24 protein-coding genes are annotated in these 23,976 nt (G+C 44.0%); 17 read left to right on the forward strand and 7 right to left on the reverse strand.

Annotation, left to right across the window (positions count from 1 at the left end):
* Positions 1-65 precede the first annotated feature (65 nt).
* The gene (locus ZX61_RS20420; protein WP_049846432.1) at positions 66-998 is read right to left on the reverse strand and encodes a LysR substrate-binding domain-containing protein; all 933 of its coding nucleotides are present in this window, start codon (positions 996-998) and stop codon (positions 66-68) included.
* Between the two features lie 97 nt (positions 999-1,095).
* Between ZX61_RS20420 and ZX61_RS20425 the strand changes: the two genes are divergently transcribed.
* Positions 1,096-1,302, forward strand: coding sequence for a DUF1127 domain-containing protein (locus ZX61_RS20425; RefSeq protein WP_049846433.1), 207 nt, complete (start codon positions 1,096-1,098; stop codon positions 1,300-1,302).
* Positions 1,303-1,315: 13 nt separating this feature from the next.
* Here ZX61_RS20425 and ZX61_RS20430 read toward each other — a convergent pair whose 3' ends face one another.
* From ZX61_RS20430 to ZX61_RS20440, 3 genes are all read right to left on the reverse strand, one after another.
* Positions 1,316-2,215, reverse strand: coding sequence for a LysR substrate-binding domain-containing protein (locus ZX61_RS20430; RefSeq protein WP_049846434.1), 900 nt, complete (start codon positions 2,213-2,215; stop codon positions 1,316-1,318).
* Positions 2,216-2,318: 103 nt separating this feature from the next.
* Positions 2,319-4,004, reverse strand: a complete 1,686-nt coding sequence (locus ZX61_RS20435; protein WP_049846435.1) for an AMP-binding protein — start codon at positions 4,002-4,004, stop codon at positions 2,319-2,321.
* Between the two features lie 189 nt (positions 4,005-4,193).
* Positions 4,194-4,931, reverse strand: coding sequence for a helix-turn-helix domain-containing protein (locus ZX61_RS20440; protein ID WP_049846436.1), 738 nt, complete (start codon positions 4,929-4,931; stop codon positions 4,194-4,196).
* Positions 4,932-5,384: 453 nt separating this feature from the next.
* Here ZX61_RS20440 and ZX61_RS20445 point away from each other — a divergent pair, with 453 nt between their 5' ends.
* The 15 genes from ZX61_RS20445 (at position 5,385) to ZX61_RS20510 (ending at position 18,099) form a co-directional block, all read left to right on the forward strand.
* Positions 5,385-5,549, forward strand: coding sequence for a Flp family type IVb pilin (locus ZX61_RS20445; RefSeq protein ID WP_049846437.1), 165 nt, complete (start codon positions 5,385-5,387; stop codon positions 5,547-5,549).
* Positions 5,550-5,661: 112 nt separating this feature from the next.
* On the forward strand, positions 5,662-5,826 hold the full coding sequence (locus ZX61_RS24400) for a Flp family type IVb pilin (protein WP_167350328.1): 165 nt from the start codon (positions 5,662-5,664) through the stop codon (positions 5,824-5,826).
* 27 nt (positions 5,827-5,853) lie between these two features.
* Positions 5,854-6,366 carry an A24 family peptidase gene (locus ZX61_RS20450; RefSeq protein WP_049846438.1) on the forward strand — a complete coding sequence of 171 codons (513 nt, stop codon included), beginning with the start codon at positions 5,854-5,856 and terminating at the stop codon, positions 6,364-6,366.
* A 21-nt stretch (positions 6,367-6,387) separates the two neighbouring features.
* Entirely contained in the window at positions 6,388-7,734 is a 1,347-nt protein-coding gene (locus tag ZX61_RS20455; protein WP_049846439.1) for an AAA family ATPase, read from the forward strand.
* A complete protein-coding gene (gene cpaB, locus ZX61_RS20460; protein WP_049846440.1) occupies positions 7,731-8,474 on the forward strand; it encodes a Flp pilus assembly protein CpaB in 744 nt (247 codons plus the stop codon). The genes ZX61_RS20455 and cpaB overlap by 4 nt, the downstream gene beginning before the upstream one ends.
* 8 nt (positions 8,475-8,482) lie before the next feature.
* Positions 8,483-9,952 carry a type II and III secretion system protein family protein gene (locus tag ZX61_RS20465; RefSeq protein WP_049846441.1) on the forward strand — a complete coding sequence of 490 codons (1,470 nt, stop codon included), beginning with the start codon at positions 8,483-8,485 and terminating at the stop codon, positions 9,950-9,952.
* Between the two features lie 8 nt (positions 9,953-9,960).
* Positions 9,961-10,227 carry a hypothetical protein gene (locus ZX61_RS20470; protein ID WP_049846442.1) on the forward strand — a complete coding sequence of 89 codons (267 nt, stop codon included), beginning with the start codon at positions 9,961-9,963 and terminating at the stop codon, positions 10,225-10,227.
* A 15-nt stretch (positions 10,228-10,242) separates the two neighbouring features.
* The gene (locus ZX61_RS20475) at positions 10,243-11,487 is read left to right on the forward strand and encodes a pilus assembly protein TadG-related protein (RefSeq protein WP_049846443.1); all 1,245 of its coding nucleotides are present in this window, start codon (positions 10,243-10,245) and stop codon (positions 11,485-11,487) included.
* Positions 11,484-11,942: a TadE/TadG family type IV pilus assembly protein gene (locus ZX61_RS20480; protein ID WP_049846444.1), complete on the forward strand. Its 459-nt coding sequence runs from the start codon at positions 11,484-11,486 to the stop codon at positions 11,940-11,942. Before ZX61_RS20475 ends, ZX61_RS20480 begins: the two co-directional genes overlap by 4 nt.
* A complete protein-coding gene (locus ZX61_RS20485) occupies positions 11,939-12,421 on the forward strand; it encodes a TadE/TadG family type IV pilus assembly protein (protein ID WP_049846445.1) in 483 nt (160 codons plus the stop codon). Before ZX61_RS20480 ends, ZX61_RS20485 begins: the two co-directional genes overlap by 4 nt.
* A gap of 9 nt (positions 12,422-12,430) precedes the next feature.
* Positions 12,431-13,654, forward strand: coding sequence for an AAA family ATPase (locus tag ZX61_RS20490; protein ID WP_049846446.1), 1,224 nt, complete (start codon positions 12,431-12,433; stop codon positions 13,652-13,654).
* A gap of 29 nt (positions 13,655-13,683) precedes the next feature.
* Positions 13,684-15,156 (forward strand): CpaF family protein, encoded by a 1,473-nt coding sequence (locus ZX61_RS20495; RefSeq protein WP_049846447.1) that lies wholly within the window; start codon positions 13,684-13,686, stop codon positions 15,154-15,156.
* A gap of 9 nt (positions 15,157-15,165) precedes the next feature.
* Positions 15,166-16,134: a type II secretion system F family protein gene (locus ZX61_RS20500; RefSeq protein WP_049846448.1), complete on the forward strand. Its 969-nt coding sequence runs from the start codon at positions 15,166-15,168 to the stop codon at positions 16,132-16,134.
* A 2-nt stretch (positions 16,135-16,136) separates the two neighbouring features.
* Positions 16,137-17,081 carry a type II secretion system F family protein gene (locus tag ZX61_RS20505; RefSeq protein WP_049846449.1) on the forward strand — a complete coding sequence of 315 codons (945 nt, stop codon included), beginning with the start codon at positions 16,137-16,139 and terminating at the stop codon, positions 17,079-17,081.
* Between the two features lie 10 nt (positions 17,082-17,091).
* On the forward strand, positions 17,092-18,099 hold the full coding sequence (locus ZX61_RS20510) for a tetratricopeptide repeat protein (protein WP_049846450.1): 1,008 nt from the start codon (positions 17,092-17,094) through the stop codon (positions 18,097-18,099).
* Positions 18,100-18,149: 50 nt separating this feature from the next.
* On the opposite strand, the gene chrA is transcribed toward ZX61_RS20510, so the two are convergent.
* A complete protein-coding gene (gene chrA / locus ZX61_RS20515; protein WP_049846451.1) occupies positions 18,150-19,295 on the reverse strand; it encodes a chromate efflux transporter in 1,146 nt (381 codons plus the stop codon).
* A 122-nt stretch (positions 19,296-19,417) separates the two neighbouring features.
* On the opposite strand from chrA, the gene ZX61_RS20520 reads away from it, so the two are divergent.
* A complete protein-coding gene (locus ZX61_RS20520; protein ID WP_049846452.1) occupies positions 19,418-20,326 on the forward strand; it encodes a LysR family transcriptional regulator in 909 nt (302 codons plus the stop codon).
* A gap of 63 nt (positions 20,327-20,389) precedes the next feature.
* Here ZX61_RS20520 and ygjK read toward each other — a convergent pair whose 3' ends face one another.
* Together ygjK and ygjJ are read right to left on the reverse strand one after the other, a co-directional pair.
* Complete coding sequence (gene ygjK / locus ZX61_RS20525; protein WP_049846453.1) at positions 20,390-22,768, reverse strand: alpha-glucosidase; 2,379 nt, start codon at positions 22,766-22,768, stop codon at positions 20,390-20,392.
* 15 nt (positions 22,769-22,783) lie between these two features.
* Positions 22,784-23,842: a protein YgjJ gene (ygjJ, locus tag ZX61_RS20530; protein ID WP_049846987.1), complete on the reverse strand. Its 1,059-nt coding sequence runs from the start codon at positions 23,840-23,842 to the stop codon at positions 22,784-22,786.
* Between the last annotated feature and the right edge of the window lie 134 nt (positions 23,843-23,976).

Consider the following 23,976-nt stretch of genomic DNA (forward strand, 5'->3'; position numbering starts at 1 on the left):
TCGAGGATGACAAGAATAAAGGGTTGACGCAAAACGCCAGCACCGCAAATCACCTCGAACCCCGCTCACCTTGGGCTGCGACTATCGATAATCTCCAAACCTAAATGATCTAACTTCTGACATTCTTTAGCTTGGTCAAAAATCCACTCACAGAAGCGTTTGATTTTCTTTCTTTTAAAGTAGGCACGCGGTGCGCACAGAAAATAGTTGTAGTCGGTACGCTGCGCTAGATTGCCGATTCTAACTAGCTTCCCTTCATCAATATAGCGCTGAGCTAAAGTATGTTTCGCTAGCGCAACACCTTGAACGGCTAAAGCGCCTTCTAAAACAAAATGAGAACCATTGTATTTCAGAGTCGGTTTAGAGGCCTTGTGACCAACGTTGTTAAGCCAAATTCCCCAGTCTAGGTCACGCCAGTAATCTTCGATCAAATCCGCACCAGTTAGGTCGCTGAGTTGGTAAATGCCGTGCTGCTCTTGGTAGATGGGGTGACAAACGGGATAGAGCAACTCTTCAATAAGCAACTCTGAGGTGATGTTTGGATAATCACCGGGCCCATATCGAATACACAAATCGAGATTAGAGTTTTGAAAGTCCGCCAGTTCGCTGGTGGGTTCAATCATCAGTTCTAGATCTGGATTTTGCTGTCTAAAGTGGCCAATTCTCGGCACAAGCCAGTGTTGAGCGAAGGAAGGTAATGTCGAAATGGATAACTGGTTGGGATTCGGGTCTTGGTTGATTTGTCGGATACCGCGATGAAGATGCTCAAACCCTCTTATAGCTTGCTCATAGAGTATCTCACCTTCCATCGTTAGTGTGACTTTGCGATGCTGCCTTAGAAACAGTTCTGCGCCTAAGAAGTCTTCAAGTTGGCGTATCTGCTGGCTAATGGCTGCAGCGGTCACATAGAGTTCTTCAGCTGCGAGTTTAAAGCTGCCGAGCCTCGCTGCGGTATAAAAGTAATAAATGCTCTGCAAAGGTGGCAATCGATCTTTCACTTTAGTTTTCCTTAACTGAAGGTTAATTTGTATCGTTTGAGCAACATAGGTTCATGGTTAATTATTTACTCATCAAATGCAATAGAGGAAAGAAACCATGGAAACTTCAGAGTGTAGCTACAAACAGAAACTATATGAAATCTTCGTTTGGGATAAAAAAATCTTAACTATACTGAAGCGCTGGTGGCGGAATCATCGCACTCGAAAACAGTTAGAAAACTTGCCAGATCATTTACTCGATGATCTTGGATTAACTAAAGAGAAAGCTTATGACGAAAGCATTCGTCGATTTTGGGATGAGTAATCCGTATATAGGGTTACTCAGCAATCTCGTTGTGCAGCCAGTTGGCAAATGCTGCTATGCGTTGACGGCGAGGGGATTCGCTATCATAGAAAAGGTTGAATTGAATTCCCGGAGTCATTCCAATATCAAACGGCTTAATGAGTAGCCCCCTTTCTACGTAATCACTAGCCAACGAATCGGAAGCAAGGCAAGCACCATGGCCGGCCATCACGGCATTCATTGCGTGGTCAAAGGTGCTGACATCCATCCACTGTACGGACTCTTTGTTCATAGTAACACCTGCTTGAGCAAACCAGGTCTGCCAAGGGTAGCCACCAGATTCATAGTGAATAAGCCAAGTGTTCAGCAGTTGCTCTGGGCTAGTAAGTTCAATGCTCTTGGCTAGATTAGGTGAACAGAACGGGTAGATGGTTTCTTCAAAAAGAAATTCTTTATGCAGTTTTTGGTTACTGTTGATATCTAGTTCTTCACCTTGCCATATAGCGAGGTCCGCATCACCCAGTTTGAGGTTTGGTGCCTCACAGCTAGTGATAATTCGAATTGGAATACTTGGGTGCTGGGTAGAGAACTTCCAAAGTCTAGGCAGTAGCCAGCGAGAGGCAAAGGATGGAGTGGAACTTACACACAACAGGCCTTCTACAGGCTCACTTTGGATTTGATTGAGGCCACTGACAATATTTTCAAAGCCTTGAGATACATGTTTGAACAAGATTTTACCTTGCTCGGTTAGACGCATTTCTCGGCCATCACGGACAAATAACTTACAGCCTAAACCGTCTTCAAGTTGGCGTATTTTCTGACTGACCGCGGCTTGGCTGATAAATAGCTCCTCAGCTGCGCGGCTATAGCTGTTGAGCCTTGCTGCAACTTCAAAGTAGCGCAATCCCGCTAAGTGGTGCAGCCTTGCATCCATATCGACTTCCTGTGTTTTGTCCTAATGAGTTGGCATCATAATCGGTTTGGTCAGAAAAGCAAAAGGAGAGCCAATGCTCTCCTTTATATTTAGTGAGCTAAGATTATTCTTCCCAAACCACAAGTTGCCCTTTTGGCCAGCTTTGGCCCACATCATGGTATTTCTGTTCCAAGACATGACGTTTAATCTTTAGTGTTGGGGTTAAGATCCCATTCTCAATACTCCAAGGGTCTTTGATCATTAGCACGCCTTTGATCTGCTCGTGAGACTCAAGATCTGCGTTCATTCTTGCAATGACTTTCTTGGTTGTTCTCTCGTAGCGTTCTTTATCAAAGTTAGGGAAATCGTGTGGAACCACCAGTAGAATAGGGGCCGGTAGACCAAGTCCGATTAAGCACATCATTTCAACGCGGCTATACTCAAACAGTTTTTTCTCAATTGGGACAGGGGCGACAAACTTACCTTTGGCGGTCTTGAAGGTATCTTTTTTACGGCCTTGAATGGTTAGGTAACCGTCACTATCAATAAAACCGATATCGCCTGTGTGCAGCCAGCCTTCAGCATTGAATGATTCTTGGGTTGCAATGTCGTTTTTGTAGTAACCAGAGAAGAGGCCTTTGCCACGAACCAAAATTTCCTCATCTTCGGCTATCTTAAGTTCGATACCAGGGCCTGCGTTACCGACACTACCGATTTTGTCAGCACGGAACGGATAATTGAGCGTGCTGTAGGCAAACGACTCTGTCATCCCCCACGCTTCCGTAATATGGAGGCCAACACTGTGGTACCACTCTAGTAGTGCTGGGGAAACAGGTGCTGAACCACAGCCCAGTACGCGTGCTTGGTCTAAACCTAATCCTTCAGCAAGTTTCTTTTTGATAAGAGAACCTACGAACGGTATCTTAAGCAGAATGTTGAGTTTTTTCTGCGGTAGCTTATCTTGGATACGTTGTTGGAATAGTGTCCATAGGCGAGGTACAGAGATGAACAGTGTCGGGCGCTGCATTTTTACATCTTCTATAAAGGTATCTAAAGACTCCGGAAAAGCCGTTTGAACACCACCCATGACCGATGAGCCAAAGATGTACACGCGTTCTGTGATGTGCGCCAGTGGCAGGTATGAGAACAAGCGATCATTTTCTTGAATGCCAATATGATCAATCAATTGTTGAACAGACCAGCTAAATGCACCATAAGTTAACATTGCTCCTTTAGGTAGCCCTGAAGTCCCAGAGGTATACACTAGCGACATCAGCTTGTCGTCATAGTGTTCAGGCCTACTTTGGCTAGGCTCAGCAGAAGCTATCAACTGTTTAAACTGATGTTTGCAGTTTGGTGCGGTATCGTAAGGCAGTGAGATGGTGATCAGATCAGGAAATGAGTCTATCACTTGTTGAGTGGCCGCTGGATCATCGAGCTTACCACCGATTAACACTTTACTTTCGCTGTGTGTTACACAGTATTCAATCGTATCTGCTCCCGCTGTAGGGAAGATTGGCACGCTGACAAAGTCACCGAGCATCATTGCAAGGTCGCAGATAAACCATTCGGCACAGTTTTTCGAAACTAAAGCGACTTTATCTCGTGGTTGAACCCCTAAGGCATTTAAAGCACTCACAAGCTTTAGCGCTTGCTCTGCAACCTCTGCATATGTGTATTCAACAAACTTGCGATTGATAATTTGTTTAAGATAAACCTCATTTGGGCGCTCCTCTGCCCATTTTAGGATCATCTCATTTGGTGGTGGGAGAGCACAGGTTGGTTTGCTTAACTCGTTAGGCTGAATCATTCTCTAACTCCATGTTATTTGCAAAGTTATGGTTATGTTTTTATTGTTAATAGACTGTTAACTCTAACATGTTAATCCAAGCGGAGGAAAGCACTTGTCATGAATTTTCGTGCATCTTGTGAACAACATACCTAAATGTATTCACTTTGACTGGCTTATGAGCTTGCGGCTGTTTCGAGTCGTCTATTACTAGTGTAGTTGACGATAGATGGCAGGGCTGATTCCGGTTTTCTTTTTAAATATACGAGAAAAGTACGAGACGTCGTTGTAACCACATTGGAAGGCAATAAATGAGATTTTCTCTTTCCTATCGTTAGTTAAAAGGTGTTTGGCGAGATTGATTCTTTTTAGTGTCAGGTAATCGCGAAAGCTGACACCTATTGTTTTGTGGAAAAACTTAGAAAAGTAAGTCACTGAATAGTGGCAATATTCTGCAACGTCCTCTTCTCGAATTGTTCTTGATAAGTTTTTTTCTATATATCGCAGCATTTCGACTAAATCTTTGCTGATATGTTTTTGAGATTGTTTCTCAACTAATTTATGAATGTCTAAAATTTCTTGGTGCTTAGTAAACTGATAGTAAACCTGTTTATTTAGTTCATCTGACCATAACCTAACATCATCATGCTCAATGGAAAGTACAGAGAATATGACATCAAGGTCGCTAACGTCTTGTGGAACGTCATCATTACAGACAAGGACAAGTTGTTTATCGAGATTTTGGCAAAGTTTTATCGCAGTATGGAAAAGAGAGTCGTAGCGTGTTTCATAAAAGAAAAAACAGAAGTGAATATCAGGTTCGCTTAAGACAGATACGTCATAGCCATAATCGAGAATATGGAAATACCTTTCTAAATCTCTTACCTGATCTTTTGGTATGTAAGTAACTGATTTTCCTAACCAGTATCCTTTATGTAGTACTTCCACTGTATGCAGTCCTTAGTTAATCTTATTTAGAATAATGAGGAACTATAATCTTGAGCTTAGTATGAGATAGAGTGGTTGATCAATGACGCTATTGAGCCACCATTAAGTTAATTGATTATTTTTATGGATTCGGATCACGTTTTTTGTTTCTTGGTATTTTGTCAAGTATCAAAGATGAGAATTTTAATATTTGTCTTGTTGTAGGCTCGTTTTAATTCAATCAAACCAAAGTAATTTAATGTTAATCAAGATGTTAGTTAAAGTAAAAAAAATAGAGCTATTATTTTAATTATCAAAATTGTGCGCTAAATAAGACAAAAAAGTCCAAATGTTAATTAAAGTATTAGCAAAAAAGTACAATAGATAGATAAAAAAATCCTAACTGTTATGTCCTAATAACTCTAAATTATCAATAAGCGCTACAGCTTAATGAACTTTGGAAGGAGACATATCATGAGCAAGCTTATTACAAACATCACTGCATTTATGAAAGACGAAGAAGGTTTAACGGTTGTTGAATACGTTGTAGGTGCAGGTCTACTCGTACTAGGTCTAGCTGGTATATTCGATCTATTTAGTGCCGAATTACAAGCAGAGCTAAGTACTATTTTTGCTTAACTTTTTATCTGAAATTAGATAAGCAAACTATTGAAACCCGTCTAATATATATTTAAGGCTTGTAGAACTAAACTATAGTTTTACAAGCCTTAATAGTATCTAGGGGGAAATTATGCAAACAATAACTCATATTAAAGATTTTTTTCAGGATGAAAGTGGCCTTACTGTGGTGGAATATGTAGTAGGTGCAGGCTTAATGGTGGTGGGCTTAGCTGGTCTTTTTGTTGCTTTTAGTGACATTTTGGTTGCGGAGATGGGCACCATTTTCGCTGGGTAGCAATGTTATGGATGACAGGTACCTATTATGAGTTATCTTATCTGGTTGGGGTTTATTGTCGTTGCCGTAACGGACGCAAGAGAGAACCGAATCCCGAATTTGTATCTGCTTCTAATTTTGGCAATTTGCATTGTCGATAAAGGGTTGTCAGCAGCGCCTGTTGAGAATCTTCTTTGGTCTGCTGTAGCTGGACTGGGTTTCTTCGTTTCCGCACTACTATTGCATTTTATACGAGTCATGGCTCCTGGTGATGTCAAATTACTAGGTGTCGTTGGCTTTTGGCTTGGTTGGGGAAACTTAATTGATGCCACTGTTTGGATTGCTTTATCTAGCGTTGTCGTTGGGGTGCTTTATGCAGTGATGAATAGGGCAGAGAGCGGCAGTTCAATCAAACAACTTGTTTCTAAATATTCGATGATAGCGGCCTATGGCTCGAGTTCTCACGCCGCGCTATCAGCAGGAGAAAAAATAGAGCGCAAGCTTCGCATGCCTTTTGCCCCCGTCGTGGTCATTGGTTTAGCGATGTATCAATACTTTTAAACTTATAGACAAGGAGTCTATATGGTTCAATCTACAGCTAAAATTAGGCACAGAGTAGAATTGACACCGCAGGCAGATTCGCCCCCAGTGCCAACATCCTTTGACGCTTTAGAAGTTCCCAAAGCGGTATTAGAAAATCTACTGCTCAAGCATTTAGCCGCGTATCCAAAGTCCGATATTCTCCAGTTGACTAAGTTGATGTGTATCAACAGCCATATGATTGAGGAAATGCTTAGTGACTTACGCGCTAAATCTCAAGTCGAAGTCTTTCAGGCACAGAGTTCTACCTTTGCCGCCGCCTCTACTGGGCATGTTCGCTATGGTCTGTCGGAGCAAGGCATGACAGAAGCCGATATTGCCTTCGCAAAGGACGCATATTTAGGTCCCGTTCCTGTCTCTCTAACTAGCTATGATGCCATGGTTAAGGCGCAAGATGTGCGCGCGCAAATGGTAAATCGACAAGACGTTACTTACGCCTTGGAAGAAGTGCTGGGCGCCGATCGTATGATAGGCAGCTTAGGCCCTGCGATTAACTCGGGTCGCGCGCTGTTACTTTATGGTGACGCGGGTACTGGTAAAACCTTTGTTGCGACAAGAATCTTAAACTCTCTAAACACGTCGGTTTATATTCCATATGCTGTTTACGCAGCGGGTAATATCATCAAGGTGTTTTCTCCTCAGCATCATAAACGTGTCACTAGTGCTGAAAATCAATCCATTACGTTTAAAGAACAGTTTGACCGCCGCTGGAGCCTGTGTGAACGCCCAAGTATCCAAGTTGGTGGTGAGTTAACTATGGATATGCTAGAGGTCAACCACAGTGAGCACAATCGGGTTTGGATGGCCCCTCTTCAAATGATGGCTAACAATGGCATCTTTATTATTGATGACCTAGGTCGTCAAACTATGCCTGTTGCAACGTTGCTCAATCGTTGGATTGTCCCAATGGAATATTTTTATGATTACTTATCATTACCTAATGGGCAGCAAATCACCATTCCGTTTATTTTAACACTGGCCTTTTCTACGAACTTAGATCCGGAAAAGATCAGTGACCCCGCATTTTTACGTCGTTTAGGCTACAAAATTCAGTTTGGCCCTCTACTGGAAACGGAGTATCGCCAGTTATGGGATATTTTCTCTCAAAGCCGCCAATTGGAGCTTGCAGAGGACTGTATATCATCACTTTTAGAGTTACATCGTCAGCATAGCGTTGGCTTCTATCCTTGTATTCCAAAGGATTTAGTAGGTATCAGCCGAGATATTATAGTGTTTGAAGAAGTTGCCCCGGTCATTACCTCCGAGATCGTCAGCCGCGCATGGGAAGTTTATTTTACTGCTGATGGCAAAGGAGGAGGAGCTCGATGAGTCGGAACCAAGTGATCTTACTATTCTTATTATCTATCGCTTTTGGGCTTGGTGCGGTTTTTTTCGCCAAGCAGTGGATGGATCGGCAGCTTACACCACAGACTGAAGTTGAAGTGGTTGAGCGTGAACCTGTCATTATTGCTGCTCAGGAAATTCCATCTGGCAGTGTGATTGAAGAACAGCATATTAGCTCTAAGTTACTTGAAGTGTCATGGCGTGGAGAAACGCAGTTTGTTTCGGAAGAGGATCTTCTAGGTCAAGTCGCGGCGACCACTATTTACCCAGGTGAAATCGTTAATCGAAACCGTCTTGCCAATTCTGGTGAAGGCTCGACGCTTGCAGCTCTGATACCAGAAACGAAGCGAGCAGTGACGATTCGGGTTAATGACGTTATTGGTGTTGCAGGTTTTTTGTTGCCGGGTAATAGAGTCGATGTGTTGAACACCATTAGTTATAGCCCAACCTCGGCGACGACATTAACGGTATTAAAAGATATCAAAGTGTTGGCGGTAGACCAGACCGCGCGAACGAAAGAAAATAAACCCATCATAGTACGAGCAGTGACTTTAGAAGTGTCACCAAGACAAGCTGAAAAACTTTTGACGGCGCAGAGTAAAGGCGAGATTCAACTTGCTCTTCGAAATCCTCATGAAGAGGAAAAACCGGTCAAAAGATACGTTGCACCGAGTGTCACCATTTTGAAAGGCACAGAGAAAAGCAACATCAGAGTCAAGGATTGAGGTGAGCTATGCGTAAGATAATCATACTAATAAGTCTTTTATTATTTAGTACTTTAACTGTACACAGTGCGACCCAGTCTGGAAAAGTGGTTAAGGTGCCGCACCATAAATCAACCCATGTCACTTTAGCAGGCAAAGCTAAACGGGTTTCTTTAGGTGATCCTGAAGTGCTCGATATTGTGATGCTGAAATCAAACGAGGTGTTCCTTATCGGTAAAAAACTTGGCTCGACCAATCTAATGGCTTGGGATAGCCGAGGGCAACTGATTGAATCAATCAATATTGAAGTCACCCACGATTTGAATAGTTTGAAGGCTAAGTTATATGAGTTTCTGCCTAATGAGCAAATTGAGGTTCATAGTGCTCAAAACCGCCTCATATTAAGTGGGCAAATCAGTAATCAGTCTGCGATGAATATTGCTCTCCGAGTCGCAGAGACTTATGCAGCAGGCCAAGAGGCAGATAAAGAGAAAAAGTCTCTCAGTGAACAGGTCGAAGCAACGGGGGTCATTAATCTTATGACCATCGGTGGTGCACAGCAGGTGATGCTGGAAGTGACCGTTGCTGAAGTACAGAGAAGCCTCGTACGTAAGTTTGATGCCAATTTTCATTTTTTTCAGAAAAGTGGTGACTTAAGTTGGGGGGGAACTTCTGCGGGTGGTGTGATTGATGATTTGCCATCAGGAGCAATTGGACCGATTTTTAATGCACCGAGCATCGATAACACCGGGTTACTGGGGACTTTTATTGATAGTAATACCTTGTTTACCTTTGCGCTTGATATAGCTAAGCAAAACGGCACAGCGAAAGTTTTAGCTGAACCTAATTTGACGGCATTAAGTGGTTCTAAAGCTGATTTCTTGGCGGGTGGTGAATTTCCGATTCCCGTACCGAATGAAAAAGGCAGTATTACTATTGAATATAAAGAGTACGGGGTTGGTTTGAAGTTTATTCCTACAGTACTTAGTGATCAGAAGATTAATTTAAATCTGGCGATTGATGTCAGTGAAATTGCCAATACATCGTCATTGACCATTTCTCCTAGTTTGACAAACAGTACTTATATTATTCCACCAATTACTCGCCGTAGCGCATCCTCGACGCTTGAGCTTGCGGATGGACAGACTATTGGTATTGCGGGGCTAATCAGCGAAAACGTCCGTGATGTGATCAACGAAATGCCAGGTTTTAGTGATATCCCGGTACTTGGTCAGATGTTCAATAGTCAGGAGTTTGTTTCAGGTGAAACAGAGTTGGTTATTTTAGTAACACCTAGACTAGCGAAACCCGTTGATCGAAACAGAGTCACTTTACCAACAGACTCTTTTGTCGAGCCAAATGACTTTGAATATTACTTGCTGGGTCGCGGTGCCTATCTGGCCCCCGCTCGTTCTTCTAAACCAAGTGAAACTGCTGAACAAGAATATGTCGATCACTCTAAAGGTGGTACTGAAGGCACATTTGGACACAGCTTATAGGGGGCATCATGAGACAGGTTAAATTTTTCATCAGCTTACTAGCGTTGTCATTGTTGCTTCTTGGATGTGTAAATAATGCAGAGCGATTAGGAGCACATGTGACTAAACTTAAAACAGAACAAATTTATAACCCGGACGCAACTCGGGACAATTTAGGAGTCATTCCTTCAGGTAGTGGTGAACGAATGGAAGGTGCTTATCAAGTTTACACTGGGAAACAAGATTCCGAGTTGAAAGGTACTGAGAGTCAATTCCTCGAAGGGTTTGGAGAATAGCCCTAAGGAGCTATTATGAGTTGGAATCTGAACGGTCGAAAAAACAATCGGCAAAAAGGACTGGTGTTAGTGATGGTGACGGCAGCCATGATGGCACTTGTTGGTGTGGCCGCATTGTCCATCGATGTTAACCATGCACTGATGAATAAATCACGACTGCAAAACAGTGCTGATGCGGCTGCGTTGGCTGCCGCAACTGTGATTGATAGTGACGGTTCTACTGGAGAGGCAACAACTGCAGCCAATACGACCTTAACCAATATGGTTAATGCTTCGGGAAATAGCTCGATGTCATTTTCTGATGGTTCAGTGATAGTCCAGTACTCTAACGATCCGGAAGTTTTTCCTACTCCTCCACTTACCCAAGCTGCAGGCTTTGACGATGATGACGATACTTTTGTACGAGTTGTCGTAAGTAACTACGAGCTAGATAATTTCTTTGCCAAGGTAATGAGCGTTGAAAAAAAACTTAGTGTTTCGGCTGTTGCCGGACCTAGCCCAAGTGCGCCTGCAGTTAATGTGGTTCCTATGGCGGTGTGTGAAGACGAATCTGCGTCTGGTAGCAACGGCTACGATACTGGAAAATTGTATGCTCTGAAATTAGCTGACCAGAGCCAATCAGATATGGGAGCAGGCAACTATCAGTTACTTGATTTTGGTTCAGGTGCAGCCACCGTTCGCGATGCTTTAGCGGGTGGATATGAGGGTAGGGTTGGTATCGGCGATACGGTACTTACCAAGCCTGGTAATACTGTTGGGCCAGTAGGACAAGGACTTAATACTCGATTTGGGAACTACAGTGGTGGTGGGTTGGATGCCTCTGATTTTCCTTCTGATGTTTATGTCAAGGAGCCGACCAAGAAAGCTACGTTAGATAACAATGGTGATGTCAAATATGATGATAACTCCGGTGCTGGAGGAGAAGGTTGGGCATACACGGATTATGAGGCAGCGCTACCTTGTAATGGTGATAGCGACTGCCGAATAGATTCCGGTGGGCAATATGACAGGCGCATTCTGATTGTCCCAATAGTTGACTGCTCTGGTGCATCCGGGGGAACAAGCAGTTTTACTGTGACTGCACTAGGTTGCTTTTTTATGTTGCAGCAAGCTCCTACCTCGAATAGCGGCAAAGAAGCTGTTTTTGGTGAATTCCTCTATGACTGCTCCGCATACGGTGGGACGCCAGGGCAAAATTCAGATGATGATGGGCCATACCTCATCGTTCTTTATGAGGATCCTGATAGGGAGGACTCATGATGAATATAAGACGTAGAAGAGCAGCTTTGGTAAAAGATAAAGGTTTAGCAGCAGTGGAAATGCTGATAGCGGTTCCTGTTCTTCTTACTATCCTGATGGCTATTACTGAATTTGGTAGTGCATTCATTCAATATAATACGCTGAATAAAATGGCCCAAAATGGTGTGCGCCACGCCACTGCAGATATACTAGGCACGGGTAGTGTTAACCCTTGTAATAATGCCACCACAGTTTCAGAGACCAGAAATGTTGTGCTATATGGTAAAAGGAGCCCTGGAACAAGTGGTTTGATTATGGATGGGGTTACTGCAGAAGATGTCTCAATTACTTGTGCAAACAAATACATCACCATCACCATTAACCATGTTTATTCACCTCTAATTGACAGTTTTGCTTCGGATATTTCTTTCGATGTGCCTTTGATTGCTTCAGCAGTAATGAGGACAGAGCCATGAAAAAGCAAAAAGGCGTGAGTGTTATTGAGTTCACTATAGTTTCTACTGCGCTATTGCTCATTCTGTTTTCTGTTATTGAGATTGGGCGTTATGTCTACTCATTACAAACGATCAACGATATTACTAGGGTTGCGGCGCGCTTAGCTACGGTATGTAGAGTTGAAGATCAGAATGATATACCAGCATTAGCCATCCCTGATTATGCGCCTGGCGGTCTAACTGCTGAAAACATTGTTATCGATTATTTGGATGAATCTGGAAGTGTTATCAATGGAACTCTGACAGATGATGATGTGTTTTCTACAATTAGATATGTGAGAGCGCGAGTTGTGGACTTTGAGTATCAATTCACAGGGTTATTAAGTTTTGTCAATTTTACTGGGTTATTAGCTGTCCCCGAGTTTGAAACGATTCGACCGCGCGAGAATTTAGGCCATCACAGACGTTCGGATGGAACCGAAAGTAGTTCTGATTGCTAGGAGGCATATATGGGAGAGGCAGTGAAGATTACGCCAAATGGAAGCGCTCCACTTAGGTTAAAAACCAATCTCACGATTTGGGTGTTTTACTCGTCGGATGCTTTTCATTTGCATATCAGTCACGAGCTGTCTAAGTGTCAGAGTATTAGCTATGAAATGATCTCGTTTCATGGCTTGGTCGTTGGTAATTTAGCCCACTTTTCTCCGCCAGATCTAATTTTTGTTGAGACTGGGCCTAATTGGGCACAAAAGATTGTCGAATTACAAAATTATGAGGCTCCGGACGGAAACAATGATAACCACGAGGCCTCATTGATCGTCTTCGGTAATGAAAGTGACAATGGTGCACTTAAAATCTCATTGCGTATTGGCGCGGCTGATTTTGTTTCCAATACGGCGCAAATAGAAGAGCTTATCCCATTACTAAAAAATGTCGCGGAAGAAAAAGTCGCCAGCCGGAACCTCGGTGAATTACTGGTGTTTATGAACACTAAAGGGGGCTCTGGTGCCTCAACGATTGCGCTCAATTCAGCCATTAAAATAGCCAGAAGAAATCCAGAGAAAGTGTTGTTACTTGACCTCGACCTTCAGTTTGGCGTGGTCAATGATTACCTTAGTATCAGCCCCACCTACAGCATGACCGATGCGTTAGCAAATGTTTCTGATCTTGATGAAGTGTCACTGAGTACTTTTGTAACCAAACATTCTAGTGGGCTGCATATTCTCTCGTTTAAACGAGAGAACAGCCATGAGAACTATGAAAAGGCCAAGCATCTTAATAAGCTGCTACCTTTGTTAAGAGAGCACTACCCTTATGTCATAGTTGATTTGTCTCGCGGTCTAGACCGCCTGTTTGCACCAGTGTTAGCACCGGCAAGTAAAGTGTTTCTTATTGCACAACAAAACTTAGTCGCGATCAAAAATACTACTCAAATGATTAAGCTCTTATCGTTTGAGTTTGGCATCAATAAAGAGCAAATTGAGATTGTGATCAATCGCTATGAGAAACGTCAGTCAATAAGACTTAAAGATATTCAGGGAACGATCGGAGATATATCAGTCCATGTTGTGCCGAATGAATTTAAAGTGGCACTGGAAAGTGCCAACTTAGGTCGTCCATTCATTGAAGCGAAAAAAAGCAGTTCAATTTCCAAGTCTATTAGCCGCTTTGTTAATTCTCTTACTCCACAACCCGATGAGAAAAAAGGTTGGTTTAAGCGGTTATTCTCATAGTTTTTCATGCACAGTGACAGAGAGCCATTATGTTTTTTAAACGAAAAAACCTGAATCCTGAGTTGCAAGAAAAAGTGAACGTTGTAGATCAACAACAGGAAACAGGAGTGCCATTAATCGACTCTGACTCCCATTTAAATGGGAGTGCTACTGATTCTAACTCTTTCAAAGAACGAAAAAAATTAGAAACAGAAGCAAAAGATAAAGTGATAGAAGAAACTCGCAAGCAACTCACTCAAGAGCAAGAAGTAAAGCACTATTATCACCAAAGGTTGCTCGAGACATTGGACCTCGGACTTTTGGCAAGTTTAGAGCCTGAAAGAGCTAAAGCAGACTTGCATGATGCGATTGTTCAGTTGATGGCCGATGACCAGACTCACGCGTTAAGTGCTGAAGGGCGCAAACGAGTCATTCAGCAAATCGAAGATGAAGTGTTTGGTCTTGGTCCTTTGGAGCCATTGCTACATGATGCCACAGTGTCAGATATCTTGGTTAACGGGCCTAAGCATGTTTTTGTTGAAAGGCGCGGTAAGCTTGAACAGACGCCATACACTTTTCTTGATGAACGTCATCTGCGTAACATTATCGACCGAATTGTTAGCCAAGTAGGACGCCGCATTGATGAGGCTTCGCCAATGGTGGATGCGCGATTGACTGATGGGTCGCGTGTGAATGCGATTATTCCTCCTTTAGCACTAGATGGCTCGTCAGTCTCTATTCGCCGCTTCGCGGTTGAAAAACTCAACATGGACAACCTGCTTGACTTCAACTCTCTATCTCCGGAGATGGCGAAGTTTGTCGAAGCAGCCGTCCGTGGTGCGCTTAATGTCCTCATTTCTGGTGGTACTGGTTCGGGGAAAACCACCACTTTGAACATATTTTCTAACTTTATTCCTTCAGATGATCGCATTGTCACCATTGAAGACTCGGCGGAGCTGCAACTACAACAACCACACGTTGTTCGCCTAGAGACACGCCCCGCAAACCTTGAAGGCAAAGGGGAAATTACTCAGCGAGATTTGGTCAAAAACTCCCTACGTATGCGCCCCGACCGCATCGTGCTAGGGGAGGTGCGTGGTGCTGAAGCGGTCGATATGCTTGCGGCGATGAATACCGGCCACGACGGTTCGTTAGCGACTATTCACGCCAACACTCCTCGAGATGCGCTTTCTAGGGTAGAGAACATGTTTGCTATGGCTGGTTGGAATATGTCGGCCAAGAATTTACGTTCACAGATTGCGTCTGCGATTCATTTAGTGGTGCAGATGGAGCGCCAGGAAGATGGTAAGCGTCGAATGGTGAGTATCTGTGAAATCAATGGTATGGAAGGTGAAATTATTACCATGTCGGAATTGTTCCGCTTCAACCGTCAAGGAATGGATGAAGAAGGCAACGTTCGAGGTTTTTATACAGCGACAGGGGTTGTTCCCCAGTGTCACGACCAATTGTCTAAAAAAGGTATGCAACTTCCATTTGATATTTTTAATGAGACATTCTCATAAGGGGGCGTTATGCAGCAGGATGCGACGTTATTCTTTATTCTACTTTTCTTTGCCGTGGTGTTTATTTCTCAGGCACTCATACTTCCTGCTGCAGGGAGCAAAGCAAAACACAAAGAGCTGTCTCAGAGGCTAAAAGAGTCACAAACCAACCTTGACGAGGAAGCGCGTTCATTACTACAAGAACACTATATAAAGAGCTTAACCCCGCTTGATAGAAAGCTGGTTAAATTTGAAACCTTCTCGTCGCTAAAAAAAATGATTGAGTTGTCAGGATATGACTGGAGTTTAACCCAAACATTAACCGTTACCTTAATGTTCTCTGTAATAGGCTTGATCACTGCGTTGATATTTAGGCAGCCTATTTATGTCGGTCTCGCCGCTGCAGTCGGGGTATGGTTTATCCTTTATTTTTGGTTGAACAAGAAAATATCCGATCGCCTAGCTGCATTTGAAGAACAATTGCCTGAAGCACTTGATATCATGCGCAGGATGCTTCAGGCCGGTCAGCCCGTCACTCAGGCATTTAATGAAGTAGGGAATGAAATGCCTGCACCGATAGGCATTGAGTTTAAGAATACCTTTAACTTACTCAACTACGGTTACGATATGCGCATGGCTATTATGCAGATGGCAGAGCGTACCCCCACCGTTTCCATGCTTGCTTTCTCCAGCGCGGTATTACTACAAAAGGAAACGGGCGGTAACTTGTCAGAAAACTTAGAAAAAGTCTCTAGAGTGCTGCGTGCTCGTTTTAAATTGCAACGTAAAATCAAAACCCTTTCCGCTGAGAGCCGTTTATCTGCATGGATACTTGTTCTTTCGCCTTTTATCTTATTTCTATTCTTATCTTTTATTAACCCGGAATATGTTGAACCTCTATACCGAGACCCCCGAGGGTTGGATCTTGTTAGTGGTGGCATAGTGAGCCTATTTATAGGATCGATGTGGATAAGAAAAATTATCAACTTTGAGGTATAGATATGGAAGACCTCATTTACCAACTTAATGAACTACAACTAGATGAGCAGACTGCATTTTTAGTTTTGATTCTTATTGCAACCATTTTAATTTTCTTCACAGTTTTGATGTTACTACTTGGCTCGAAATCGCCACTGACTCAAAAACTAGAAGAAATTCGTAAAAGCACTGGTGGAGAAAGGCTGAAGAAAAGTCGACGTTTAGACAATACACTGGAATCATTAGCACCGGTAATGCAACCGTCGAACAGCAAAGAGAATGCAACGATTCGCAGTAAATTGATGCATGCGGGCTATCATGATGCCAATGCAATCACTATTTTTTATGCCTTTAAAGGTATGTCGATATTATTGGGTTTGTCTATTGCCGCTTCGCTGTACTTCTTCTTTCCTGATTTTGGTCAACTAAATCTTGCCATGATTGGTAGTGTTGGTGTTGGCTTATATGTACCTAATATCACCCTGAACTATTTGGTAGATAAACGCCAATCTAGAATTCGTGGCGGTGTGCCTGATGCTCTTGATCTACTCGTGGTATGTACGGAATCTGGTTTAGGCTTTAGTGCTGCACTTCGCAGAGTTGCTGATGAGTTGACGATCTCTCATCCCGATTTTGCCGATGAACTTGATACCGTATGTGCCAAGATTAAAGCAGGTGTTGAAATGTCTGATGCTTTCAATGAATTGGTCGAACGTACGGGCTTAAAAGAGATTGCTGGCTTGGTTACTATGCTTTCACATGCTTCTAGAATTGGTGGCAGTTTGTCGCAGACTTTACGTGAATATACCGAAGATTTTCGTGATAAACGCAATCAAGAAGTCGAAGAGATTGCCGCCAAAATACCAACAAAAATGATTTTCCCATTACTTTTGTTTATTTGGCCTTGTTTTTTTATCGTTGCAATTGGCCCTTCAATGCTGTCATTGACAACGTCGCTAGGGAATTAAGGATTCTGCTATGAAAGGATTACGTTTTTTACTGCTGCTAATACCACTTTTCCTGCTCTCGGCTTGTGCGAGTAACGAACCTCAATTGGACACCTCTCTCTATGAAGGTAAACCGATAGATACGTTGTCGTTAGAAGAGCCACCGAAAACGGAAAAGGAGGCGATTCAGCGGGGAGATGTTGCTTTAAGTTCTGGTAATACGGATCTGGCTTTATACGAATACATTCGTTCGCTTGCGTTTGAGAATGGGCAGTACAGAGATCGTGCCCTATTTAATATTGGACGTATTCACCAGTCACGAGACAACCTAGCACTTGCGGAAAAAGCCTATTTAATCGCGATTGAAGAGAACCCTAATAATATTAAGGTGCTTGAGCAACTGGGGATTCTCTACAGCCGTAATGGTGATATTGAACAGGGAAAAAGCTACTTTTTGCGTGCGGTTAATGCTGATCAGTTGAGGTTCAACAATGGCGAAACGCTCGAAGGAGAGGATTTAATGACGGTCAAATCAGTGGCAAGCCTAAAAGTCGACCGTCATTCACCCGAGTATGCTTTTATGGGGTTAGGCGTTGCCGCTGATTTGGGTAAACAGCACGAGTTGGCTCAGGCATTTTATAAACAAGCACTGAGCATTGAGCCTGAATCGGTCAAAACTCTGACTAATGTCGGTTACTCTTTCTACATGTCTGGAGATTATCGTAAAGCGCAACGATTTGTTTTGCAGGCGCTTGATATCGATCCTGATAACGAGAAAGCATTGAATAACTTAGCACTGGTTTATTTAGGAAAAGGAGAGATCAACCGAGCGCTCAATGTTTTCTCACAGCATATGGATAAGCCTGAAGCATTGAATAATGTCGGCTATTTCCTGACTCTACAAGGCAAGCCTGACAAAGCTATTCCCTATCTTCAGCAGGCGATTAATACCAAGTCCACCTACTACAAAGTCGCTAATGAGAATCTAGAAAAAGCGTTGGCGATGGTCAGGGAGGAGCAAGCGCAGCAGGCTGAATAGAAGCAAGGAGAGCAATATGCTCTCCTTGCTAACTTTAGGCGGATATATTTTTAGCTGAGATAGCCTGTTGCGAACCCTGCTGCCATAAACAGAGCAACCATCCAAACAATCGGTAGCTTGTGTTGTTTCATCAAGTAGAAGCCAACCAGTACCAGCGAGATGTCCAGTGGATTTATCACTGCACTGGTAAATACGGGTTGGTACAAAGCGGCAACCAATAAACCAACGACCGCAGCATTGACTCCATTTACAGCACCAGAGACTTTGTGATTCTTAGCTAACGATTGCCAGTTCTTTAGTACCCCTAGTAGCAGCAAGAAGCCAGGTAAGAAAACCGCTAAGGTCGCCATCAATGCACCCGTAATCGGGGCTGAAGGCATCAACTCGTAACCTATGTATGTCGCAAAGGTAAACATAGGTCCAGGTACCGCTTGCGCCGCTGCATAACCTGTTAGAAAAGCATCTTGGCTGAGTTGATCACCGACGATATTTTGCAGTAGTGGCAGAACCACATGGCCACCACCGAAGACTAAACTACCTGCTTGGAAAAAATCATTGAACAGCCCTATTGCAGGCAATGCTTGCGCCGCAAACGGCAATCCAACAAGTAAAGCGGCAAATAGGGCTAGAGGGGCAATAGAAGGTTTAAACTTGCTGGTGCTTTGCGCATCGTCATTACCTAAGTATTTCACACCGATCAAGGCCGCCACAATCAACACGCCCATTTGGGTCGCAATACCCGGTAGTAGTAAGAGAGCAACGGCCGTCATTACGCACAGTGCAACCGAGAGCTTCTCTTTACAGAAGTTTTTGTACATTCCCCAAGTGGCATCTGTAACGACCACCACCGCGAGCAGTTTTAAGCCATGCACAATGTTTTGGAACGTACTCGCTTCAGTGAGTTGGCTACTCAGCACCGCGAGCGCCAACATAATGATGACAGACGGTAGGGTAAAGCCGATAAACGCCATACACGCCCCGCCAAGGCCACCACGTTTATAACCTAAGGCAAAGCCAACTTGGCTGGAGCCGGGACCGGGCAAGAACTGGCTAAGCGCAACAATTTGTGCGTACTCTTTGTCGTCTAGCCAGTTGACCTTTTCAACAAAGGTATTTCTGAAATAGCCAATATGCGCTGCTGGGCCGCCAAAGCTAATCCAGCCAAGCATAAAGAAGGTTTTAAAAATCGACAGCATGGTTAGGTTACTCTTTTGCTAGGTCAATAGACCTTAAATAGTGCCAATAATGTACGCAATGAACTAAAATGATTCAAATTGATAGTCTTAATATGAACTATGAATCAAATGGGATTAGGTGAGTGAAAGAGTTTAATTGGAAAGGAGTCGACCTCAATTTGCTGGTGGCTTTTCAAGCCTTGTTTCAGACCAACAGTGTCAGCGCGGCTGCAGAGCAGTGCTTTGTTAGTCAGTCGGCAATGAGTCATACCTTGCAGCGAATGCGTATGCTTTTTGAAGATCCTCTATTCGAGAGGGTTGGAGCGAAAATGGAGCCCACACAACACGCTCAAGAGATTGCTCCGACAATCGACAGCTTACTGGGCAGTATCAAGAACGACTTACTGGTTAAGAAGCATTTCACAGCCAATGGCTATTCGGGAGTATGGAAAATAGGCTTAACCGATTACGCAGAGCAGCTATTTGCTCCGGCTCTATATGATGCGATCAAGCAGCAGTCACCGAACTCGCAAGTGAACTTTTTTAACGTTAACCGCAGTAATTACGTTGAGATTGCAGAGAGTAAAGGCTTGGATGTTGTGATTGGCAGCATTGAAAACCTTAACCGTCGTTTCCTCTCAGAGCATCTTTATACCGAGCAACACCTGTGTTTGTTTGATCCTAGTTCCGTGACCACGAGTGAACCGATGAGCCTTGAAGACTTTGTTGGCTATGAACATGCCCTCGTTAGTCCAGACGGTAGCTTACAAACTCAGGTTGATAAGCGTCTCACTAAGTTAGGTTATGAGCGCAGAGTTGGGGTGGCTTCACGCAACTTTCTTACGATTCGGCGTTTGTTACTCGGGCGAGAGTTGCTGTGTATTGTGCCTAAACGCTTTGCCGAGATGGAAATGTACAGCCATGATCTGCAAGCGATCGCTAGCCCGATTGAGATTCCTGACTTTGATATTCGTTTATTGTTTTTAAAGGCAAATCAGTATGAAGAGAAGAGCGCTTGGATTAGAAAAATGGTAGCTTCGGTGGTGAGCTAGTGTATACAGATATGAGTACTTTGAGTTAAGGGAGCCAAGTTGCAATTGGCTCCCTTTTCTAGACTATTTACTGTCAGTAAAGAAGTCGTTGTAGAGCATATACAGATGCGCCGCGCTCCAAGAAAAATTCGGTGCACCTTGTTGAGCGCCCGATAGTGGGTTGTAGTTCTCGCGGATTGGGCCATCTTCCACTAAGCCATCAGCGTGGTTAAAGAAGGCTTTAGCCATTTCAACCGCATCGTCGCGGTAGCCATACTTCTCCATACCCTTAAGACCAAAGTAGAACTGATCGACCCATACGCGGCCGCGCCAATAAATATCTGGACCAAAGGCTGGGTTGGTTAAAGCGGCTGTTCCCAGTGGAACGTAAGTGTTGAACTCTTTTGTATCTTTCATCACTTTGACGACTGCGTCTGCATGCTCTTGGGTTGCAGCGCCATTAAACAGTGGAGACCAGCCTTCAGGGCCCATGCCACGCTCTACGATAGGCTTACCCGCACAACCGTTGGCAAGCGGCTGATTTTCAATACGGATGTCGTAGAAGAAACCAGTGCTTTCGTCGAACATACAGGTGTTGATGTAATCGGCTAGGTGTTTCGCTTTCGCGCGGAACGCTTTTGCTTCTGCTTCTTTACCTAACATGTCGGCCATTTCCGCTAGGTATTGGTTATCGCTGAACATGTAGCTTGCTTGGTCAACAGACTCTTGCAGCAATGAGTAACCCAGTAGAGTGCCATCTTCCGCACGGTTTTGTGCAAACTCAACGTCCCAATCACTACGCTTGCCACCGTCGGCAACATAAGCATCTAGCTGATCTTTGTCGATGAAACCGAACACAGCAGCGTCATCACGGCCAGATTCCCAAGAGGCAGCCGTTTGAGCTGGGCTCTCGATGTAATCGTAGTCGCCTTTCTCCATGACTTCAGCAAGTGCATTTTTGCCAATTATGGTCTCGTGCTCGTCGCCACGTACGACGGTGAAGTACATTTCACCTTCTGGTGTGTTATGCGCTTTATCGACAGCTGCACCGTACTCAGGAACGCCGTTACCATTGTTATCACGGTTACGTAGCCACCAGTCGTGGTAAGCCACTAGCTTAGGATACATTTCCTCGATCCACGCTTTATCACCAGTGGTCTTGTACACTTCCATTACAGCCCATGCCGCAAGGCTTGGTTTAGTGTTACGCTCGTTCCAGTTACCGCCATCACCACCACGTTCAGGGCTTAAGTTGTAAGCCAGTAAATCTGGCACATAGCCTTTATCCCATGGGCGTACTGGATCATTGGCTTGAATTTGATAAGCGAACATGGCGCGAATATTGTCTTTAGCAACATCTGGGTTGAAATGAGCCATTGCATAGGCTTGTTTCCACGTATCCCACGGCCAAGTTTGGTTGCCAGAGAACCAACGAGCAGTAACAGAAGGTGTGACAGAGTCAAACTTCATTGCACCAGCTACACCACGCCAGTTACCGTTCAATGTTTCCATCGCTTTGACTGCCACACGTTCTTGCGCGGGTGTGGCACTTGGATTGCTTAGCCCTTTATCTAGGTAGTTTTCCCAGCGCTGCGCAGAGGCGTCTAGGTAAGATTCAGGGTTGTCTAGAATCGCAGCAATGTTTGCTTGCTCAGTTTGATTCTCTTGCGCGGTTAACACGTGTGTGTAAGTGGTGTAGATCGTCGTTGAGCCGTTTACGCTCGCTTTAGATGTAAAGCGATGGCCATCAACTTCCGTTTCCATATCGATGGATTTATGGATTTGATACTCAGACGCACCAGAAGTCAGTAGATCCCAGGTAGAGCGAACTTTGCCAAACGTTACTTTTAGGCCATTGTCTGTTGCGATAATCGTACGGTTGTAATCTGGGTATTGCTCATCAATGGTCTTATCTGATTGAGGTTCACCTTCTTTAGCATGGTATTTCTCAAGCAGTTCACCGTCCCACACAAGTTCTACAGGTGTGTCAGAGGTGATTTTTGTTTTTAATAAAGACGTGCGGTCTGAAGCGAAACGGATAGTCATTTCAACCGTCACATCTTTGGATATGAGTTTTTGAACCAGCGCACCAGGTAGGCTGTACGCTTCCATTTCGAACGCCACTTTCTGGCCATCTTTGTACACGCTTAGGCGGTCGAAGTTGTTAGCCATAAAATTAATGTATTCTTCGGTTAATAGCGCTGTACCTGGGAAGCCGCCCATACCGTCTGCGTTATCTGGCAGCAAGTGACCGTGCCATGCACCTAAATCGAAAAATGGGTTGTAGCGTTGGTGATCATCAAAGTCGTAATCGCGCATGTATTCTGGCGAACCAGTACGATCAATGACGTTTTTGAATTCGTTCGCTTGTCGTTGCGCGTCTGAAGAAGTAAGCGCGTTACAGCCAGATAGCGTGACAACAGAACCAACGGCTAAAGCGATAAGCGTTTTACGTAAAGTCATGAATTAATCCTCGGTTTACCAGTAGAAGTATTGCATTGCGAAAAGTTGAGCGTCCCCAGTAACATTGTCGTTACCAACTGCGAAGCGGCTATCGACGGCTGTTGCCCATACACCGTTGCCGTATTCCCACCAAACACCAGCGTTGATGTAGGATGTGATTTCGTCTTCTGCAGTATCAGATTTGAAGCTTGCGTAGTTATAGGCTGCCGATAGATAGACGCCTGGAGTAGCTTCGTACCAAGTACTGGTCATGAAGCCAGATTCAGTACCGTCAGAAACTTGGTTGCCTTTATCGGTGTCGTGCCATACACGTGCTGCAACATTTTTGTATTCAACACCCAATAGAAATAGCTCACCGCCATCGTTGTTACGAACTTCAGCACCACCTAAAAGTGTGAGGTTTTCTGCGATATCATATTGAATATAACCGTTAACCATTGCGTTCTTGTCGATCCACTGATCAGCAAAGCGGTCGTATTTACCAAAGTTCACCCATGAGTCATCTTCAGAGAAGTCAGACTCAGGTGCAGCTGAAATGCTGTAGCGGAGTTTGCCTTCTATATTTTGGATTTTTGCACCTACAAATAGGTCGCGTGTATTAGATATTACGTAACCGTACTCTACCGTCGCGTCTCCCCACCATTGGATGTCATCCAGAGAAGAGTCCATACGACCAACCATAAATTCTGTGTTGCCATCTGTACGGTAGCCAGCATAGAAGCGGTTAAAACCACCTTCGAAGCCTCCCCAGCCGTGACCAGTCGCCCAGGCGTTACCCTCAGAATCCGCTTGAACTGTCCAGCCTTCCATATAAGCCAGACCAAACCAGTTACCATATTCAATCGCCAAACCACCTTCAATGTAAGTACCGTCGGCGTAACGGCCTTTGTCGTCCCCCTCCAGAGCAACATGACCACCCATTCCCAATTCACCGTAGAAGTCGAAGCTCAGTTCTGGTGAGCTTGCTTGTGGTGGTTGAGTGGTGTTGTGGTTGGCTTCGCTTTCAGTAGCGTGCACGTTAACAGCAGCAAGAACTAACCCGGATAAAATAGTTTTAGTAAAATGTAATTTCATTTTAGTCACTTCTAATTGTGTATGAATTTGCTTAGTGAGATTGGTTGATTCTGTTGGGGTGTGCTCTATAGGCGTATGATCAACTTTGCGCACTAGCTGATGATAATTTTATCGATCAATCTAAGTTGCACTAA

It is taken from the genome of Vibrio sp. VPAP30, from assembly GCF_001188205.1.
Taxonomy (GTDB): Bacteria; Pseudomonadota; Gammaproteobacteria; order Enterobacterales; family Vibrionaceae; genus Vibrio; species Vibrio bivalvicida.

Excerpts from the sequence above, each read along its gene's own strand:
- ZX61_RS20425 (WP_049846433.1), top strand. The coding sequence starts at position 1,096 with ATGGAAACTTCAGAGTGTAGCTACAAACAGAAACTATATGAAATCTTC.
- ZX61_RS20430 (WP_049846434.1), bottom strand. The coding sequence starts at position 2,215 with ATGGATGCAAGGCTGCACCACTTAGCGGGATTGCGCTACTTTGAAGTT.
- ZX61_RS20435 (WP_049846435.1), bottom strand. The coding sequence starts at position 4,004 with ATGATTCAGCCTAACGAGTTAAGCAAACCAACCTGTGCTCTCCCACCA.
- ZX61_RS20445 (WP_049846437.1), top strand. The coding sequence starts at position 5,385 with ATGAGCAAGCTTATTACAAACATCACTGCATTTATGAAAGACGAAGAA.
- ZX61_RS24400 (WP_167350328.1), top strand. The coding sequence starts at position 5,662 with ATGCAAACAATAACTCATATTAAAGATTTTTTTCAGGATGAAAGTGGC.
- ZX61_RS20450 (WP_049846438.1), top strand. The coding sequence starts at position 5,854 with ATGAGTTATCTTATCTGGTTGGGGTTTATTGTCGTTGCCGTAACGGAC.
- ZX61_RS20455 (WP_049846439.1), top strand. The coding sequence starts at position 6,388 with ATGGTTCAATCTACAGCTAAAATTAGGCACAGAGTAGAATTGACACCG.
- cpaB (WP_049846440.1), top strand. The coding sequence starts at position 7,731 with ATGAGTCGGAACCAAGTGATCTTACTATTCTTATTATCTATCGCTTTT.
- ZX61_RS20465 (WP_049846441.1), top strand. The coding sequence starts at position 8,483 with ATGCGTAAGATAATCATACTAATAAGTCTTTTATTATTTAGTACTTTA.
- ZX61_RS20470 (WP_049846442.1), top strand. The coding sequence starts at position 9,961 with ATGAGACAGGTTAAATTTTTCATCAGCTTACTAGCGTTGTCATTGTTG.
- ZX61_RS20475 (WP_049846443.1), top strand. The coding sequence starts at position 10,243 with ATGAGTTGGAATCTGAACGGTCGAAAAAACAATCGGCAAAAAGGACTG.
- ZX61_RS20480 (WP_049846444.1), top strand. The coding sequence starts at position 11,484 with ATGATGAATATAAGACGTAGAAGAGCAGCTTTGGTAAAAGATAAAGGT.
- ZX61_RS20485 (WP_049846445.1), top strand. The coding sequence starts at position 11,939 with ATGAAAAAGCAAAAAGGCGTGAGTGTTATTGAGTTCACTATAGTTTCT.
- ZX61_RS20490 (WP_049846446.1), top strand. The coding sequence starts at position 12,431 with ATGGGAGAGGCAGTGAAGATTACGCCAAATGGAAGCGCTCCACTTAGG.
- ZX61_RS20495 (WP_049846447.1), top strand. The coding sequence starts at position 13,684 with ATGTTTTTTAAACGAAAAAACCTGAATCCTGAGTTGCAAGAAAAAGTG.
- ZX61_RS20500 (WP_049846448.1), top strand. The coding sequence starts at position 15,166 with ATGCAGCAGGATGCGACGTTATTCTTTATTCTACTTTTCTTTGCCGTG.
- ZX61_RS20505 (WP_049846449.1), top strand. The coding sequence starts at position 16,137 with ATGGAAGACCTCATTTACCAACTTAATGAACTACAACTAGATGAGCAG.
- ZX61_RS20510 (WP_049846450.1), top strand. The coding sequence starts at position 17,092 with ATGAAAGGATTACGTTTTTTACTGCTGCTAATACCACTTTTCCTGCTC.
- chrA (WP_049846451.1), bottom strand. The coding sequence starts at position 19,295 with ATGCTGTCGATTTTTAAAACCTTCTTTATGCTTGGCTGGATTAGCTTT.
- ygjK (WP_049846453.1), bottom strand. The coding sequence starts at position 22,768 with ATGACTTTACGTAAAACGCTTATCGCTTTAGCCGTTGGTTCTGTTGTC.
- ygjJ (WP_049846987.1), bottom strand. The coding sequence starts at position 23,842 with ATGAAATTACATTTTACTAAAACTATTTTATCCGGGTTAGTTCTTGCT.